This is a genomic window from Permianibacter fluminis, assembly GCF_013179735.1.
In the GTDB taxonomy this organism is placed as follows: Bacteria; Pseudomonadota; Gammaproteobacteria; order Enterobacterales; family Permianibacteraceae; genus Permianibacter; species Permianibacter fluminis.
Genome location: NZ_JABMEG010000001.1, coordinates 2,278,048 through 2,295,328, shown reverse-complemented (window position 1 = coordinate 2,295,328; position 17,281 = coordinate 2,278,048). Strand labels below are relative to the sequence as shown.

The 17,281-nt window shown below is 59.6% G+C and carries 17 protein-coding genes; 4 read left to right on the top strand and 13 right to left on the bottom strand.

What is annotated here, in order from left to right; translation table 11 throughout:
* Positions 1-23 precede the first annotated feature (23 nt).
* Positions 24-857 carry an HDOD domain-containing protein gene (locus tag HPT27_RS09920; RefSeq protein WP_172242481.1) on the top strand — a complete coding sequence of 278 codons (834 nt, stop codon included), beginning with the start codon at positions 24-26 and terminating at the stop codon, positions 855-857.
* Between the two features lie 119 nt (positions 858-976).
* On the opposite strand, the gene lysS is transcribed toward HPT27_RS09920, so the two are convergent.
* From lysS to HPT27_RS19470, 5 genes are all read right to left on the bottom strand, one after another.
* A complete protein-coding gene (lysS, locus tag HPT27_RS09915; protein WP_172242478.1) occupies positions 977-2,491 on the bottom strand; it encodes a lysine--tRNA ligase in 1,515 nt (504 codons plus the stop codon).
* Between the two features lie 76 nt (positions 2,492-2,567).
* A protein-coding gene (gene prfB, locus HPT27_RS09910) for a peptide chain release factor 2 (RefSeq protein ID WP_407951140.1) occupies positions 2,568-3,606 on the bottom strand; the annotation gives its coding sequence in 2 pieces (ribosomal slippage) (positions 2,568-3,590 and positions 3,592-3,606; 1,038 coding nt in all).
* A gap of 180 nt (positions 3,607-3,786) precedes the next feature.
* On the bottom strand, positions 3,787-5,478 hold the full coding sequence (gene recJ / locus HPT27_RS09905) for a single-stranded-DNA-specific exonuclease RecJ (RefSeq protein ID WP_407951139.1): 1,692 nt from the start codon (positions 5,476-5,478) through the stop codon (positions 3,787-3,789).
* A gap of 17 nt (positions 5,479-5,495) precedes the next feature.
* Positions 5,496-6,497: a hypothetical protein gene (locus HPT27_RS09900; RefSeq protein WP_172242472.1), complete on the bottom strand. Its 1,002-nt coding sequence runs from the start codon at positions 6,495-6,497 to the stop codon at positions 5,496-5,498.
* A gap of 4 nt (positions 6,498-6,501) precedes the next feature.
* Complete coding sequence (locus HPT27_RS19470; protein ID WP_268935739.1) at positions 6,502-6,627, bottom strand: hypothetical protein; 126 nt, start codon at positions 6,625-6,627, stop codon at positions 6,502-6,504.
* Positions 6,628-6,728: 101 nt separating this feature from the next.
* Here HPT27_RS19470 and HPT27_RS09895 point away from each other — a divergent pair, with 101 nt between their 5' ends.
* Positions 6,729-7,235, top strand: coding sequence for an Mth938-like domain-containing protein (locus tag HPT27_RS09895; RefSeq protein WP_172242469.1), 507 nt, complete (start codon positions 6,729-6,731; stop codon positions 7,233-7,235).
* A gap of 149 nt (positions 7,236-7,384) precedes the next feature.
* On the opposite strand, the gene HPT27_RS09890 is transcribed toward HPT27_RS09895, so the two are convergent.
* From HPT27_RS09890 to rpsP, 8 genes are all read right to left on the bottom strand, one after another.
* Positions 7,385-8,212, bottom strand: a complete 828-nt coding sequence (locus HPT27_RS09890; protein ID WP_172242466.1) for a DsbC family protein — start codon at positions 8,210-8,212, stop codon at positions 7,385-7,387.
* Between the two features lie 110 nt (positions 8,213-8,322).
* Entirely contained in the window at positions 8,323-9,246 is a 924-nt protein-coding gene (gene xerD, locus HPT27_RS09885; RefSeq protein WP_328820711.1) for a site-specific tyrosine recombinase XerD, read from the bottom strand.
* A gap of 59 nt (positions 9,247-9,305) precedes the next feature.
* Positions 9,306-9,818, bottom strand: a complete 513-nt coding sequence (locus tag HPT27_RS09880) for a methylated-DNA--[protein]-cysteine S-methyltransferase (RefSeq protein ID WP_172242460.1) — start codon at positions 9,816-9,818, stop codon at positions 9,306-9,308.
* Positions 9,819-9,951: 133 nt separating this feature from the next.
* On the bottom strand, positions 9,952-10,341 hold the full coding sequence (gloA2, locus tag HPT27_RS09875) for an SMU1112c/YaeR family gloxylase I-like metalloprotein (RefSeq protein WP_172242457.1): 390 nt from the start codon (positions 10,339-10,341) through the stop codon (positions 9,952-9,954).
* 198 nt (positions 10,342-10,539) lie between these two features.
* Positions 10,540-10,887 (bottom strand): 50S ribosomal protein L19, encoded by a 348-nt coding sequence (gene rplS / locus HPT27_RS09870; protein ID WP_172242454.1) that lies wholly within the window; start codon positions 10,885-10,887, stop codon positions 10,540-10,542.
* Positions 10,888-11,054: 167 nt separating this feature from the next.
* Complete coding sequence (trmD, locus tag HPT27_RS09865; RefSeq protein ID WP_172245269.1) at positions 11,055-11,825, bottom strand: tRNA (guanosine(37)-N1)-methyltransferase TrmD; 771 nt, start codon at positions 11,823-11,825, stop codon at positions 11,055-11,057.
* A gap of 47 nt (positions 11,826-11,872) precedes the next feature.
* On the bottom strand, positions 11,873-12,385 hold the full coding sequence (rimM, locus tag HPT27_RS09860; RefSeq protein ID WP_172242451.1) for a ribosome maturation factor RimM: 513 nt from the start codon (positions 12,383-12,385) through the stop codon (positions 11,873-11,875).
* 44 nt (positions 12,386-12,429) lie between these two features.
* On the bottom strand, positions 12,430-12,672 hold the full coding sequence (gene rpsP, locus HPT27_RS09855; protein ID WP_172242448.1) for a 30S ribosomal protein S16: 243 nt from the start codon (positions 12,670-12,672) through the stop codon (positions 12,430-12,432).
* Between the two features lie 290 nt (positions 12,673-12,962).
* Here rpsP and HPT27_RS09850 point away from each other — a divergent pair, with 290 nt between their 5' ends.
* Entirely contained in the window at positions 12,963-14,159 is a 1,197-nt protein-coding gene (locus HPT27_RS09850) for a dipeptidase (protein ID WP_172242445.1), read from the top strand.
* Positions 14,160-14,665: 506 nt separating this feature from the next.
* Complete coding sequence (locus HPT27_RS09845; RefSeq protein ID WP_172242442.1) at positions 14,666-17,272, top strand: glycoside hydrolase family 3 protein; 2,607 nt, start codon at positions 14,666-14,668, stop codon at positions 17,270-17,272.
* The last annotated feature ends 9 nt before the right edge of the window (positions 17,273-17,281 follow it).

The window sequence follows — 17,281 nt, the reverse complement described above, 5'->3', positions numbered from 1 at the left end:
AATGAACTCACTGAGAACTGCCAATGAGCCTTGAACAACAATTCCTGTCCGAACTGCTGGACGCCATCAAGAACGACCGTCTGAACCTGCCGACCTTGCCGGAAGTCGCCTTGCGCATCCGCGAGGCGGTCGAAGACCCGGATGTCTCGGCCGGCAAACTGGCGACCGTGGTCGGTCAGGATGCCGCCCTCGCCGCCCGCATCATCAAGGTCGCCAACAGTCCGCTGCTGCGCGGTCGCATTCAGGTCGACAACCTGCAACTGGCCATCACCCGGCTTGGCATCACGTTTGTCCGTAACCTGGTGACCGGTTTGGCCATGCAGCAGATGTTTCAGGCCACCTCGGATCTGGTCGACTCCCGTTTGCGTGCCGTCTGGGAGCACTCGACCGAAGTCGCGTCCATTTGCCATGTTCTGGCCAGCCATTACACCAAGCTGAAACCGGATCAAGCCATGCTCGCCGGCCTCGTCCACGAGATCGGCATGCTGCCGATTCTGACGCTGGCCGAAGAGTCACCAGAAATGATGTCGCACCCGGACATTCTCGATCGGGTCATCGACAAGCTGCATCCGCAAGTCGGCACCGCCATTCTGAAAGCCTGGGGTTTTCCGCCGGAGCTGGTTGCGGTACCGGAAGGCTGTGTCGATTTCGGCCGGCAAGCGCCGAAAGCCGATTATGTCGATCTGGTCACCGTCGCCAAACTGCAAAGCTATGCTGGCGGTGATCACGCCCTTGCGACGATCAGCTGGAACGATGTGCCGGCCTTCGCCCGGGTCGGCCTGGCAACCGATGTGCAGGTTCACGACATTGAAGACATCAGCAACGATATCGCCGAGGCCAAGCGTTTGTTTGGCTAATCGCCAGTTCGGTACTGACCCAATAAAAAAGCCCGCTTCTGCGGGCTTTTTTATTTTTACGTTTTGATCTGACGGATGCCGGCTTGAATGGCGGCATTGGCAAAATCGCCACTCGTCACTCAATCCGCTTTCGGTCGCATCAGCGGGAACAGCAGCACATCACGGATGCTGGCCGCGTTGGTCAGCAACATCACAAAGCGATCAATACCAATGCCTTCGCCAGCGGTTGGCGGCAAGCCGTATTCCAGGGCATTGATATAATCGGCATCGAAGAACATCGCTTCTTCGTCGCCGGCATCTTTCGCTTCGACCTGGGCACGGAAACGATCGGCCTGATCGTCCGGGTCATTGAGTTCAGAAAAGCCGTTGGCTAGTTCCCGGCCGCCGACGAACAGTTCGAACCGGTCCGTCACGTCCGGATTCGAGTCGTTGCGACGCGACAAAGGCGACACTTCGACCGGGTAGTCGCAGATAAAAGTCGGCTGCATCAGCTTGGCTTCGACCGTTTCTTCAAACACGGTGATTTGTGCCTTGCCCAAGCCGGCATTTTTGTCGATGTGCAGCTTCAGTCGCTGCGCGACCGCACGCACACCGTCCAGCGTCGACAATTCCTCTTTGCTCACGCCTGGGTTGTACTTGACGATGGCGTCCAGCACCGACAGCCGATCAAACGGTTTGTTGAAGTCGTAATCGATGCCTTGCGAGTGGAACTGACTGGTTCCGAGCGTTTGTTCAGCAACAAACTTGAACAGCTTTTCGGTGTAATCCATCAGGTCCTGATAGTCGGCATAAGCCCAATAGAATTCCATCATCGTGAATTCCGGGTTATGACGGGTACTGGTGCCTTCATTGCGGAAGTTGCGGTTGATTTCGAATACTTTCTCAAAGCCGCCGACCGTCAGCCGCTTCAGGTACAGCTCCGGCGCAATGCGCAGATACATCGGCATATCCAGCGCATTGTGATGGGTCAGGAATGGCCGCGCAGCCGCCCCACCGGGGATCGGATGCATCATCGGGGTTTCGACTTCAAGGAAGCCTTCGCCCGTCATGAAACGGCGAATGGCATCGATGATTTTCGAGCGCAGCACAAAGGTCCGGCGCGATTCTTCGTTGACGATCAGATCGACATAACGCTGACGATAGCGGGCTTCGGTATCGGTCATGCCATGCCATTTGTCCGGCAGCGGCTTCAGCGCCTTGGTCAGCAGCCGAATCGATTTGGCATGCACCGACAGCTCGCCGGTTTTGGTCTTCATCAGCGTGCCTTCGACGCCGATGATGTCGCCGATATCCCAGTGCTTGAATGATTCGTAAACGCCGTCCGGCAGATCGTCACCGCGAACATAAACCTGGATGCGGCCACTCATGTCCTGAACATGGCAGAAGCTGGCCTTGCCCATCAGGCGGCGGGTCATGATGCGACCGGCAATCTTGACGGTAATCGCCTGCGCTTCCAGCGGCTCTTTGTCGATGCTGCCATAGTTGTCCAGCAGCGTTTGCGCCAACGAATCGCGGCGGTAGTCATTCGGGTAGGCATTGCCCTCTGCCCGCAGGGCCGCCAGCTTTTCCCGACGCACCTGCAGCTGGGTACCCTCATCCAATTGTTCAACAGGCAGTTGTTGTTGTTCGCTCATCTTCTTCTCTCATGTCGTGGCTTTATCAACCGACAAAACCACCGGCCGCATCTGGTCGAAATTTTTCCGGGTGTTGTTACATGCCCGACTTCAAACTGGCTTCCATGAACGGATCCAGATCGCCATCCAGCACTTTCTGGGTGTCACTCTCTTCGTACTCGGTGCGCAAATCCTTGATTCGCGATTGGTCGAGCACATACGAACGAATCTGCTGACCCCAACCGATATCCGACTTGGTTGCCTCCAGGGCATCCTTGGCGGCATTGCGGATCTGGATTTCACGCTCATACAAACGCGCTTTCAGCATTTTCATCGCCCGATCACGGTTGGCGTGCTGCGAACGTTCATTCTGGCAAGCCACCACAACGCCGGTCGGAATGTGAGTAATCCGCACCGCCGAATCGGTCTTGTTGACGTGCTGACCACCGGCGCCGCTGGAGCGATAGGTATCCGTTTTCAGATCGGCCGGATTGATGTCGATCTCGATCTTGTCGTCGACTTCCGGCGACACAAACACCGCCGTGAACGACGTGTGCCGACGGTTGCCGGAATCGAACGGTGACTTGCGCACCAGCCGGTGCACGCCGGTTTCGGTCCGCAGCCAGCCGTAGGCGTATTCGCCTTCGAACCGGATGGTGCAGGACTTGATGCCGGCCACTTCGCCGCCCGACTCTTCGACCACCTCAGTCTTGAAGCCCTTGCTGTCGCCCCATTTCAGATACATGCGCTGCAGCATCTGGGCCCAATCCTGCGCCTCGGTACCGCCCGAACCCGCTTGAATATCCAGATAGCAATTGGCGTGGTCCATCTCGCCGGAGAACATCCGCTTGAACTCGAGTTGGGCCAGCTCTTTCTCGGTGGCCAGCAGATCGTTGCCGACACCGTCGATGGTGACATCGTCACCTTCCTCGACCGCAATCTCAAATAACCCTTCGGAATCGCTCAGACTGCTGTCGAGCCGGTCAATCATCGAGACATTGGCCTCAAGCTGGGCCCGCTCCCGACCGAGTTCCTGCGCCCGCTCCGGGTTGTCCCAGACATTGGGCTGTTCCAGCTCGGCGTTGACATCCTGCAGACGTTCGACCTTGCGGTCGTAGTCAAAGATACCTCCGCATGGCTTCCAGCCGATCACGCTGGTCTTTGAGCTTTTCTTTTACGCCGGTTGCTTCAAACATGAGAATGCCTGTATCGAGTACTGCCAAGGAAAGCGCGGGATTTTACCGGCTTGGGCCAGTCCGCGCACCCCAATTGCCGGTCTTTTCATCAGTCAGCTCGGTCAGCAGCTGCGCAAAGGCTCAAAGGAAGCGCTCGGCCGTCAATTGCAGCTTGCGCTGACCACCGTAATGATTGACGTCCAGGCGGTAGACCAGCTGTACCGTACTCGCATTGTCGTCGTAACCCAGACGCTCGACATTGAACGCCACGGCCTCAACCACCGTGCCATCACGATGGCGCAAGGTCAGCCGGCGATGACGTTCCGCCATGGTCCGACGGCCTATGACCTCAAATTCGCCATGGAACAGCGGTTCCGGAAACAGCTGGCCCCAAGGGCCGGCCTGACGCAGCTGCAGCGCCTGTTCGTAGACCAGATCGTCAGAGGACAACTCGCCGTCACTCCACAGCTCCCGCTCAGGCGGTTCCGGTCCCAGCTGTCTGGCGACCTCAGTGGCAAAACGCTCGGCAAACGTGGCCAGTTGATGCTGATGCAGGGTCAAGCCCGCTGCCATCGCGTGGCCGCCAAATTTGCTAAGCATGTCAGGGTGCTGGTTGGCGATGGTTGCCAGCACGTCTCGCAAATGGACGCCGGGAATGGAACGCCCCGAGCCTTTCAGCCAGCCGTCGCCGGCGTCAGCCAGACAGATCGCCGGTCGGTGGCAACGGTCTTTCAAACGGCCGGCGAGGATGCCGATGACGCCCTGATGCCAACTGTCATCGAACAGGCACAGAGCCGGTGGCAGGCGCGGTTGTTCGCGCAGCTTGCGCAGCAGTTGTTGCTCGGCGGTAGCGAGCATGTCGTCTTCGATTTCGCGGCGCTCGTGATTGAGCGCATCAAGCTCGGCAGCCAGTGTCATCGCTTCGCGATCGGACTCGGCCAGCAGGCAATTGATGCCAAGGCTCATGTCATCAAGCCGGCCTGCGGCATTCAGCCGTGGGCCAATGGAGAAACCCAGATCGCTGGCAACCAGATGCTCGCGTTCACGTTTGGCAATCATCAACAACGCGCGGATTCCCGGTCGGCACTGACCGGCGCGAATCCGCTGCAAGCCTTGCTGCACCAGAATCCGGTTGTTCTGATCCAGCGGCACCACATCGGCAACGGTACCGAGCGCGACCAGATCCAGAAACTGCGCCAGATTGACCTCGGCACCGGGCAAGCCACGCTCACGCAAACGGGCGCGCGTTGCCAGCAGCACGTAAAACATCACACCGACGCCAGCCAGAGCCTTGCTCGGAAACGCGCAGCCCGGCGCATTGGGATTGACGATTGCCGCGGCGTCCGGCAACTGTTCCCCCGGCAAATGGTGATCGGTCACCAGCACCGGCACGCCGCGCGCCTTGGCGAGCGCAATGCCGTCAATCGAGGCGATGCCATTGTCGACCGTGACAATAAGTTCGGCGCCGTCGGCGATCACCTCTTCAACAATCGGCGGGGTCAGTCCGTATCCGTAACGAAACCGATCCGGCACCCGGAAGCTGACTGCAGTAGCACCCAGCGCGCGCAAACCGAGCACGGCAAGGGCGCTGCTGGTGGCGCCGTCGGCATCGAAATCGCCGACGACCACGATGCGCTTTTTTTGTTGCATGGCATCGATCAGCAAATCGGCGGCCCGCTCGCTCTGAGCCAGCAGCGACGGCGGCAACAGCGCCTGCAAATGGGTGTCGATTTCTGTCAGACGGGTCACGCCGCGGTTGGCGTAAACGCGCGCCAGCAGCGGTGGCAGACTCTGCAACTCGGCCGATGGCGACAGCGAAGGCCGAAGACGCAATACCGGAGCGCTTTGCATCACGCGCTCCGCAGCAGTGCCGGCAGCGGCGTGCGCTGCCAGAATTGCCAGCGCGATGGCGGTTTCAGCAAATAGCACCGGCCATCTTCCGGATACAGTGCCAGCTCGCGGATACGGCCATCGGCCAGTGCGCGCTGAATCGGTTGCAGCGTTTCGCCGAGAAACTGCTGATAGGCTTGCTGATAACCAACCACATCGCCGTGAATGAAGGCATCGTGCAAACGCTGATCGACCACAGCGGCTTGCACCGGACTGGCGGCCAGCAAGGCGGTCAGTGATGGCTCCGCGCGCGCGCTGCCCGCTGGTGATGACGCATCATTCGCCGCCAGAAACCAGCTCTCGGTCAGCGCCGAAATGCTCGGCAAAAATGCGGTATGGTCGGCCGTCGACTCCCGCCCCCACAGCCAAATACCGTGCGCCGGACTACGCCCCTGTTGCAGTTGGGCGCGATTCTGCGCGCTCTGATTCAGCAGCATCTGCCACTCGGTCAGTCGCGACTGCCAGCGCAATGCGCCCGCGCCCTGCGGCCAAACTTGCCGCAGATCCACACCGATAGCATCCTCCAGCGCAACCCATTGCAGCTGGGTCGGCTCCGGCAGCGCCAGCAGCCAGCGTGACGGCGTAACCGGATACAGCTGCATGCCGTCTTGTTGCAGCCACGTATTCAGTTCCGTGCAATAGGCGGCGGCAGCGGCCGCGTTCAGTTGCAAGGCACGGGAGCCGAGCAGATAAATGCCGGCATGATCGGGCCGCAGCACCACCGGCGCGGCAAACAACCAGGACGAAGCGACCGGCAGTTGCAGGGCACGGGCAAGCGCAGCGGCATCGTGTTGCAGATCAGCTCCCAGCCAGTGGGCCAACGTGCGCGCAAAATCGGCTGGCGTCTGCTGCCGGCATTGCCGGAACAGTTCTCGCAGAGGCTGGCTGTCGACCGCCTGAATCGGATGCTGACTTTCACCAGCACGAACTGGCGCCAGCAAGGCTGGAACAAATAATGACAAGCGTTCAATCATGGTCGAGACGGTTCTCGGCAACTTGCTGGGATTGTGTCGGCAATGCGAAACTAGCCGGCAGATAGACCGTCGCCGCCGCGACGGTTACAGATCGCTCATTCATGAACAGATCCTTCATCAATCGGACTGTCATGAACCGATCGGTATAAACCGGCCTGGACAAATCGGACCGTCACCGACGGATCCTTAACCAACGATGATGCCATCGGCGGCTTTGGCATGGACAGTTTCAGTGCGGCGCTCGCTGGCAGCCACGCCAGTCACACCAACACCGGTCACATCAACACCAGTTACACCAACACCTGTTTCACCAACATCCGTTTCATCAACACCAGTCACATCAACGCGAGTCACAGCATGCAACTCTCTCTTGATACCGGCGGTGCGGAATTTGTGGTGCGGGCTTATGAGCCCGGCCGTATTCGCATCAATGACACATGGTACAGCGAGCCGGTTTTGTTGTCGCCGGATGGTCTGCAAACCACCGGTCTGCCGGCATCCTTTGCGACGCTAGGTGCAGACGAAATCAGCCGCTGGTGCCAAAGCCAGGCAGAAATCCTGCTGATTGGTTGTGGTCAGCATCATCAGCTGCCGAACATGCGCCTGCTGGCCGCCGCGGCCCAGCACGGCCGCACGCTCGACATCATGGACACGCGCGCTGCCTGCCACACGTATGTGGTGCTGGCATCGGAAGGCCGGAAAGTATTGGCCGTGTTGTTTCCCTGAGCCGCAAGCCCCCAGATCTGCAATCTCCCTGATCTGCCCCGTTCCGATCCGCAAGCGCGGCCGGCCTCGGGAAATCGGCAGCAATAAAAAAAGGCGGCAACAGCCGCCTTTTTTCTCGCACGTTATGCCGCCTGAGGCGCGCAAGGGCATCAGTTGGTGGCGCTCACCTTTGTGCTCGGTACCCGCACATCGCCTTGTTGCAAGGCCTGCAGCATTTGCGCCGGCGGCAGATAACCGCCAACCAGGGAACCGTCATTCAGGACGATCGCCGGGGTACCGCTCAAACCAAACTTGCGGGTCAAGGCATAGTGCTCGGCCAGCGAGTTCTTGCAATCGCGGTCCGGCAAAATTTGCCGGTTCTTTGCCGCCGTCATCGCCTTTTTCGGATCCTCGGCGCACCAGACATTGATCAGCTTCTGATACGAGTCGGTCTTGTGCCCGGCATCGTCCAGCAAGCCTGCACGCGGGAAGCCGAGGTAGTGCACGGTGATGCCCAAACGGTTCAGCTCCGGCATGTCTTTGTGCAACTTCTGGCAATAGCCGCAATCGATGTCGGTGAAGACATTGATTTCATATTTCTGATTCGGCGCGGTGAAGGTCAGCATCGATTTCTTGTCGACCTTGGCCAGCTCGGCAGCGCGCATCGGCGCCCGCTGGGCATCAAACTCGGCCTTGGTCATCTGGGTCAGGTTGATGGGCTGCGCCTCGATGCCGAGCATCGTGCCACCGAAAATCAGGAATTTGCCATCTGGCGACAGATAGACCACGTCGTCGCCCATGGCCGCTTCGTACAAACCGGCGTAGGCCGACTTGCGCACCATGTCGACGCTGATATCCGGAAACTTGGCTTCCAGCGTGGCTTTCAGGCGAGCTTCAATCGACGGCTTGGCAACGGCTGCCTTGGTCACCGCCGGCTTTTCCGCTGCCTGCAGCAAGGGAGCAAAAACCAGCAACAGGGCCGCGAGGCGAACAGTCATGACAAACTCCGTAAACAAGCGCCTGAGCGCGAAAATCAATAAGCGCCTGAGCGCCCGTCCAATCGGCATGCCAGCTTGGACTGGCCGGCACAGTGAAAGTTACACCCAAATCAGCCGCGGGGGTGATGCCGCTCGTGCAAGGCTTTCAGCCGTTCGCGCGCCACGAAAGTATAAATCTGCGTGGTACCGAGGTCACTATGACCCAGTAGCAGCTGCAGCGAACGCAGATCCGCACCATGGTTCAACAAATGGGTGGCAAACGCGTGGCGCAGACTGTGCGGCGACAGGCTGCTGCGCAGGCCGGCAAGCTTGGCGTAGTGCTTTATACGGTACCAGAAGGCCTGTCGGGTCAACGCGGCGCCACGTCGCGAAACAAACACCGCCTCGGCCGGCTGGCCTTCCAGCAGCTCGGGCCGGGCCTGGTCGAGATAGCGGGTCAGCCAGGCAACAGCCTCCTCGCCCATTGGTACCAGGCGTTCCTTGTTGCCTTTGCCGATCACCCGCAGCACGCCCTGGCGCAAGCTGAGCTGGCCGAGCGGCAAGCCCACCAGCTCACTGACCCGTAAACCGCTGGCATACATCAACTCCAGCATGGCCCGATCACGCAAGCTGAGCGCCTCGTCGCCCGTTGCCGCCGCCAGCAACTGCTCGACGTCGCTCTCGCTGAGACTGTTCGGCAACGGTCGCGCCGCGCGCGGGCTCTCCAGCAAGGCGGTCGGATCCTCTGCACGCCAACCGAGTTCACGCGCCTGACGAAAGAACCGCCGCAGTGACGACAGCAAGCGCGCATTCGAACGATGGTGATAACCCTGCTGCACGCGCGCCTCCAGCATGGCGTGCAAACTGGCGCGGTCACAGCTCAGCAAGCTGGCCTCTGTTTGCTGAATTGCTTGTTGTCCATGCTGCTGTTGCAGCCATTGCGACAAGAACGCCAGATCGCGGCGATAGGCTTGCTGGGTTGCGTTGGCGAGACCTTCCTGCAACCACAGTTGCTGCAAGAACCGCTCGACCCATGGCGCGTCGACGTCGGCAATCGCATGCACCAGTTCGCGGCCGCGCGATGGCGGCAACTGCCGGCTGCGGGGCGCGCCCATCAGCAACGGTCCAAACTGAACAGATCGCCTGTTTGGCCGACGCCATCGGATTCGCGCTCGGCGCCTTCATGCTGCAGCAGCCAGCGCTTGATGATGAGCAGTGGGCCATCGGTAGCACCGGCAAAACCGCCATCGCCATTTGCGGAAACTACCCGATGACACGGCACGATCAGCGGGATCGGATTGTGCCGACAAGCGCCGCCGATGGCGCGCGCGCTACTGTTCAGCGCGTGTGACAGCTCGCCATAACGACGAACCTGGCCAACCGGAATGGCGCGCAGCGCCTGCCACAACCGCTGTTGAAATTCAGTGCCCGCCAGCCGCAGTGGCAAGGTGAACACAAAGGCAGGATTGTCGAAATAGGCCTGCAACTCACCGGCAACTTGCCGGGCAAAAATCGACTGCGGCGGCCCTGCTTCCTGAGTCGGCAAAAAATGCACCGACGTCACCGCCGCGGCGTCGCAGCTGACGTTGAGCGGACCAAACGGGGCATCAATACGGAATGTTTCCATGGCAGCGTTTTAACACAACGCCATCTGCCGGGGCAAAGCGGCAAATTCACCTTAATTTGACGTCGTCAACTCCCGCTATCGCCCCCGCCAGATCCAACCCTGACTCGGCCGATATCCAGCCGGATGGGTGCAGTCATTGCTCTTCGTACAGTTCTATCGGCAAGCCATCGGGGTCGGCGAAAAACACAAAGCGTTTGCCGGTGTACTCATCAAGCCTCAGCGGTTCAACCGGAATACCTTTGGCCTCCAGTTCTGCCTTACTTGCCTGCACATCCGCAACCGCAAAGGCAAGGTGGCGCAAACCACAGGCTTCTGGGCGAGACAGGCGCGCCGGCGATTCCGGAAAAGAAAACAACTCCAGTCGGCCGCCATCCGGCAAGGCCAGATCCAGCTTCCATGATTGCCGCTCGACTCGATACTGTTCAGCCAACACCAAGAGCCCCAGCAATTCGGTATAAAAATGTTTGGCACGCCCATAGTCCGTGCAGATAAGGGCGACGTGATGAATTCGGCGCAGTTGCATGATCGTTGACGCCTGCAGTGTGTTGGTTGGATTGAGTCAGGAGAGATCCAGAACGCAAATAACAGGATTGCCATTTTGCGCAGCGTAGCTGCCCGCAGGGTTCCGGGCCAGAGATGGCCCAGAACGACAACGGGCACCCGAAGGTGCCCGCCGCGTTTCCACAAGTTGCTGGTCCGCCATGCAGACCGAGAGAGCCGATTAATCCAGCTTCTCTTTGATACGAGCAGCCTTGCCGGACAGGTTGCGCAGGTGGTACAGCTTGGCCTTGCGCACGTCGCCACGACGTTTGACTTCGATGCTGCCGATCAGCGGCGAGTAGGTTTGGAACACACGCTCCACACCTTCACCGTAAGAGATTTTGCGAACGGTGAACGAGCTGTTCAGGCCGCGATTACGCTTGGCCAGCACAACACCTTCGAAGGCTTGCAGACGCTCACGGTCGCCTTCCTTCACTTTCACGTTCACAATCACGGTATCACCGGTTTTGAATTCCGGGATTTCCTTGGTCATTTGCTCGGCTTCGAGCTGTTTGATGATGTTGCTCATCGGGCATTCTCCTTAATCAACGTTGTCGCATGTTCGACAGCCGTTGAAGAAACCACACGGTTTGGCCTTTTCCAGAGGTCCACCGCGCCGGTCAAAACAGAAACCGTGGCGATGTACTTGGGCGATCCTTCGCTCAATCTCCCGCACCGTTGCCGCTGGTGCAGCAGTTACGCGTTCTCGTCCGGCGTTGCCGCCTTCTGTTCCCGCAACACTTCTTCCAAAAGCTTTTTTTCCTCTTTCGTCAGCGCCCGCTTTTGCCACGCTTGCAGCAACTCGGGGCGCCGAGAGAGAGTCCGGGTCAGCGATTGCTTCAACCGCCAACGCCGAATCTGTTCATGGTGACCGGACATCAAGGCTTCCGGCACCGCCCTGCCGTCAAACACTTCCGGCCGGGTGTAATGCGGACAGTCCAGCAGACCATCCGTAAACGAATCCTGTTCGGCGCTTTGTTCGTCGTTCAGCACGCCGGGCAACAACCGGGCAACTGAATCGATCAGCACCATCGCCGGCAACTCACCGCCCGAAAGCACGTAGTCACCAATCGAAATCTCTTCATCCACCGCCATCTCGATGGCGCGCTCGTCGATACCTTCGTAGCGACCGCAGAGCAGGATGAGTCGTTCCGCTTTCGCCAACGCCTGCACCTTGGCTTGCGTCAGCGGCTGTCCTTGTGGGGACAGGTAAATCACTTTGGCCGGGCCACCGGCTTTGGCCTTCGCATCGGCGATGGCATCGAGCAGCGGCTGCGCCAACATCACCATGCCAGGACCGCCGCCAAACGGCCGGTCATCGACCGTGCGATGCTTGTCGGTGGTGAAGTCGCGTGGGTTGATGCCCACCACATGCAACTTGCCCTGCTTCACCGCCCGGCTGCTGACACCAAATTGCGTCACGGCTTCCAGCATCGGCGGAAACAGGGTGATCACCCCGAACCACATCAGGTCGTTTGCTTGCACGGAAAAGTCCGTCAGCTCACTCACCGGCGTTACCAATCCAGCTGCCAGTCGACCACAATTTTTTTGGCTTCGAGATCGATTTCGTCGATATAGCTTTCAACAAACGGAATCATCCGTTCGCTATCACCATCGACGGCCACCAGAATTGGGTGCGCATCGGTCTCGAACAAATGGCTGACCGTACCGAGTGCAACGCCTTCGCGGTTCACCACTGCGAGGCCTTCCAGCTCATCCCAGTAGAACTCGCCATCGTCGGCATCCGGCAACGCATCGCGCGCCACTTCGATCGGCACTTGCTGCAGCAACTCGGCCGCATTGCGATCGGTAATGCCTTCAATCTGGGCGACCACGCCTTTGCCTTGCACGCGGCCATCCAGCACTTTCACTTCCCGCCACTGGCCCTGGGTAAAAATTTGCCAAGGCGAGTAATCGAGAATGTTTTCGACTGGGTCGGTGTAGCTATACACCTTCACCCAACCGCGGATGCCATGCGCACCCGTGATCTTGCCGACCGCAAGTCGTTTGGATTGAACTTCACTCATGCGATCGGCACTGTTCTCGCTAACGGAAAATCGGTAACGGGAACTTAGGCCTTGTTGGCAGCGACTAGAGCGGCAACGCGCTCCGACGGCTGCGCGCCTTGACCAACCCAGTGCGCATAACGCTCACCGTTGATCTCAAATTTCACAGCTTTGCCCGACGCAACCGGGTTGAAAAAGCCAAGGCTTTCGATGAAACGACCATCGCGTGCGCGGCGGCTATCAGCAACAACAACGTGGTAGAAAGGGCGCTTCTTGGCGCCGCCACGAGCAAGACGAATAACGACCATGAGCCTGGAACCTCTTTAAGGAGCCAATAGAAAAAGACGCTGGGGGGCTAGTCCCTGCGCCCGTAAGGGCCGCGTATTCTACGCATCCGCCCCGGGAAAGCCAACCGAAATCACCGGCCAAACCAGCAACGGCGCGGTCTGGCCGGCGGCAGAAGCAAGTTGATGGGTCAGATGACGGGCCACAGCCCGCCCAAAAACGCCCGGTATTAGTACAGCCGCTCTAATAGTGGCCTCGCTTGGCCGCTTTGGGTAGGCTGCAGGGCTGCCCTCCCTCCCGAGCTGCCGACACCATGAAAACCCTGCTCCTTTCCAGCCTCGTCACTGCCGCCCTGCTGAGCCCAACCAGCCACGCCGACAGCATCAGTGATCAGGCCAACGCCATCGCCCATCGCTATCCCTTGATCGACGGTCATATCGACGTGCCCTATCGGCTGCAGGAAAAATGGGACGACGTGACCAAGGCCACCGCCAGCGGCGACTTTGATTATCCCCGCGCCAAGGCCGGCGGCCTCAGTGCCCCGTTCATGTCCATCTATACCCCGGCGACCAGCGAAGCCGGCGGCGCCACCAATCTGGCCAACGTGCTGATTGACCAGGTCGAGGGCATTGTCGGCCGGGCGCCGGACAAGTTTGCCCTCGCCCGCAGTGCCGATGACGTTCGCAAGCAATTCAAGGCCGGCAAAATCGCCCTGCTGCTCGGCATGGAAAACGGTGCGCCGATCGCCGGCGACCTGAAGAACCTCCAGCATTTTTACGACCGCGGCATCCGCTACATCACCCTGACCCATGCGCTAGCCAACCACATCAGCGACTCATCCTATGACAAGGTCAAGGTCTGGAAAGGCCTGAGCCCGTTCGGAGTCAAGGTGGTCGCGGAGATGAACCGGCTTGGCATCATGGTCGACATCGCCCACGTTTCCGATGACGCGTTCTACCAGGTGCTCAAACTGTCGAAGGTGCCGGTCATCGCCTCGCACTCGTCGCTGCGCCACTTCACCCCGGACATGGAACGCAATGTCGACGATGACATGCTGAAAGCGCTGGCCAAAAATGGCGGCGTCATCCAGATCAACTTCGGTTCCTACTTCATCTCCGAAGCAGCCCATCAATACGATGAAGCGAAAAAGCTGGCCGAAGACGACTTCAAGAAGCTGCACAACGACAAACCGAGTGAGGAAGCGACCAAGCAGTTCGAAGCGGCCTACAAAGAGCGTTTCCCATATCCGTATGCCACCGTGGCCGATGTTGCCGACCATATCGATTACGCGGTCAAGCTGATCGGTGTCGACCACGTCGGTCTGGGCTCGGATTTTGATGGCGTCGGCGACTCACTGCCGGTTGGCCTGAAAGATGTGTCGCAATACCCGAACCTGATCGCCGAATTGCTGCGCCGCGGTTACAAGGAAGCGGACATCGCCAAGATCATGGGCGGTAATGTGCTGCGGGTGATGGAGACGGTGGAGAAGTTCGCTGCCGCGCAAAAGTAAGCGCTTTGCACCGCGCCCTGCCTGGGCGCTGCAGCGGTCAAATCAGTCCCGATGGACTGGCTTGACCGCTGAACCTGACTTGACCGTCACACACCAACCGCGCGGCCTTTGACAGGACCATCCGAGAATTTGCCACCCCGCGCTTGCTGATGGCCGCAACCGTGTTGCGGTCCTCCGTGCAGCCGACAACGGCTGCCGGCCTCCTGCCTACGCCCGTTCAACTTCGCTCAGGGCGGCTTACCGATACGGTATTTCGCTTAGCCGGCACGGCCTTCTGCCACTGACCTTTCGACGCATTGGCAGCGGCGGCAAACACACGCTACGCATCGCCAACCGTGACAGCGGCCACGCTGTCATGTCGTCCACGCCCTCACACCGTTCAAATTCATCGTTTTCGCAAGGTTGAACGCAGGCGGGAACAAAGTTGAACGACCCACCCCGGCCCGCCCGCTATAACGCATGACCAATCGGTACGACCGCGTCTGGTCAAATTGCCCGAGGGCGACATGCGAAAAAACTCCCTAAAAATTGCTCCGTCACGCAAGCCGAAAAGCCGTGTCAGCCTTGCACTCGCCTGGGTTCTGGCAGGCTATGCCGCCATGGTGACGCTGGGCCACGCCGCCGGCAGCGGCTCCGCACCGAGTGATGGACAGGTTCAAGGACAAATACAGCTCAACAACTGGCCACAACAACACTCGCCTTTGCCCCGCGATGCCGCTACCGAAGCTCGCATCACGCGTTTGCTTCAACAGATGACGCTGGAAGAGAAAGTCGGCCAGATCATTCAGGCCGATATCGATTCGGTAACGCCGGACGAGGTTCGCCGTTACCACCTGGGCAGCGTCTTGAATGGCGGCAATTCGGCACCAAACCAGGACAACCGCGCTCACCCGCGCGAGTGGCTGAAACTGGCGGACGCCTTCTGGGCGGCGTCGACCGACAGGCAGGGTGGTCGCACTGGCATTCCGGTGATGTGGGGCACCGATGCCGTGCATGGCCAGAGCAAGATTGTCGGCGCCACGCTGTTTCCGCACAACATTGGATTGGGCGCCGCCAATGACCCGGCGCTGATCCGCCGCATTGGTGAAATCACCGCGAAAGAAATCCTGGTGACCGGCCAGGACTGGACCTTTGCCCCAACGCTCGCTGTCGCGCGCAATGATCGCTGGGGTCGCAGCTACGAATCGTACTCGGAGAATCCGGAGCTGGTGGGCCGCTACGCTGGCGCCATCATCGAAGGCTTGCAGGGCAAGCTTGGCACGCCCGACTATCTCGGCCCCGATCACCTGCTGGCAACCGCCAAACATTTTGTCGGCGATGGCGGTACCGCCGACGGCATCGACACCGGCAACAATCTCAGCAGTGAGGCCGCGCTGCGCGATATTCACGCGGCAGGCTATCCGCCGGCAATTGCCGCGGGTGCGCAAGTCGTCATGGCGTCCTTCAACAGCTGGCATGGTCAGAAAATGCACGGCAACAAAACCTTGTTGACCGACGTGCTGGTCGGCCGACTCGGTTTCGACGGTTTTGTGGTCGGCGACTGGAATGGCCACGCGCTCGTGCCGGGTTGCAGCGAAAACCAATGTGCAGCCGCCGTGACGGCCGGTCTCGACATGTTCATGGCGCCGAACACCTGGAAAGGACTGTACGAAACCACCTTGGCTCAAGCCCGCAGCGGCGAATTACCCCTGGCGCGACTCGACGAAGCGGTCAGCCGCATTCTGCGAGTGAAAATTCGCATGGGTCTGCTCGATCAGGTGCCGCCATCGCAGCGCAAGTACGCCGGCAAATACGAACTGCTCGGCGCGCCGGCACACCGGGCGGTGGCGCGCGAAGCTGCGCGCAAATCCATGGTACTGCTGAAAAACAACCGCGCACTGCTGCCGCTGAAACCCGGTAGCAAAATCCTCATCACCGGCGACGGCGCCGACAATATCGGCAAGCAGTGTGGCGGTTGGACACTGACCTGGCAGGGACTCGGCAACCGCAACGAACATTTTCCGCATGGCGAATCCATTTATCAGGGGCTGCAGCACGCGCTCATCGGCAGCGGTGGTACCGTGCAGTGGAGCGACGATGGCAGTTACGACAGCAAACCCGATGTCGCCATTGTCGTGTTCGGCGAAGATCCGTATGCCGAGTTTCAGGGCGATCGACCGCATCTTGATTTCAGTGATGACAGCGCACTGCAGATGCTCAAGCGCTTCAGACAGGCCGGTATTCCGACTGTCGCGGTATTCCTGTCGGGTCGCCCGCTTTGGGTCAACCCCGAGCTGAACCAGTCCGACGCTTTCATCGCGGCCTTCCTGCCCGGCACCGAAGGTGGCGCACTGGCTGATCTGCTACTGCAAAAACCCGATGGCAGCGTCGGCTACGACTTCAGCGGCAAGCTGTCATTTTCCTGGCCGAATGACGCCACCGGTCGCGAGCTGAATGTCGGTGACGCCGATTATCAACCGTTGTTTGCTTACGGTTACGGCCTCAGCTATCAGGACAAACGCACGGTCGCTACCGTGTCCGAAAACGCCGGACTGAATCTCACCAGCAACGACAACGGCAGCCGTTATCTGATTGCCGGCAAAGCCGTGGCGCCATGGCAACTGCAATTGATCGATGGCGACAAAATCACGGTGGTCGAAAACGCCACGCAAGTGTCAAGCCTGGGCGCGGTAACGGCACGGGCGGCCGACCGCAAGCAACAGGAAGATACCGTCATCATCGATGTTCGCAGCAAGTCGCTCATCGCCTTGAGCCATGGTCAGGATCGGTCGATTGATCTGGTTGAAAACAGCAATGCCGGCATGGCACTGGAGCTGGAATACCGGGTGCTGGCTTCCGCCGGCCAGCCGGCACGCATTGGCCTTGCCTGTGGCACATCATGCAGCCGCTTCATCGAGGTGGGGCCCGCACTGAAGCAGCAAGTCGGAACCGACTGGCACACGGCGTCGATACCGCTGGCCTGTTTCGCAAAAGCCCAACAAGAAACAGGCAACATGAAAATGAACCACATCACCTCGCCGTTTGTGTTCGCCTCCGATGGCGCGGTGCAATTGCAGTTGGCCCGGGTACAACTGAAGCCGGTCAGTGCTGATGCGGTATGTGGGCTTAAGTGAAACGGCTGG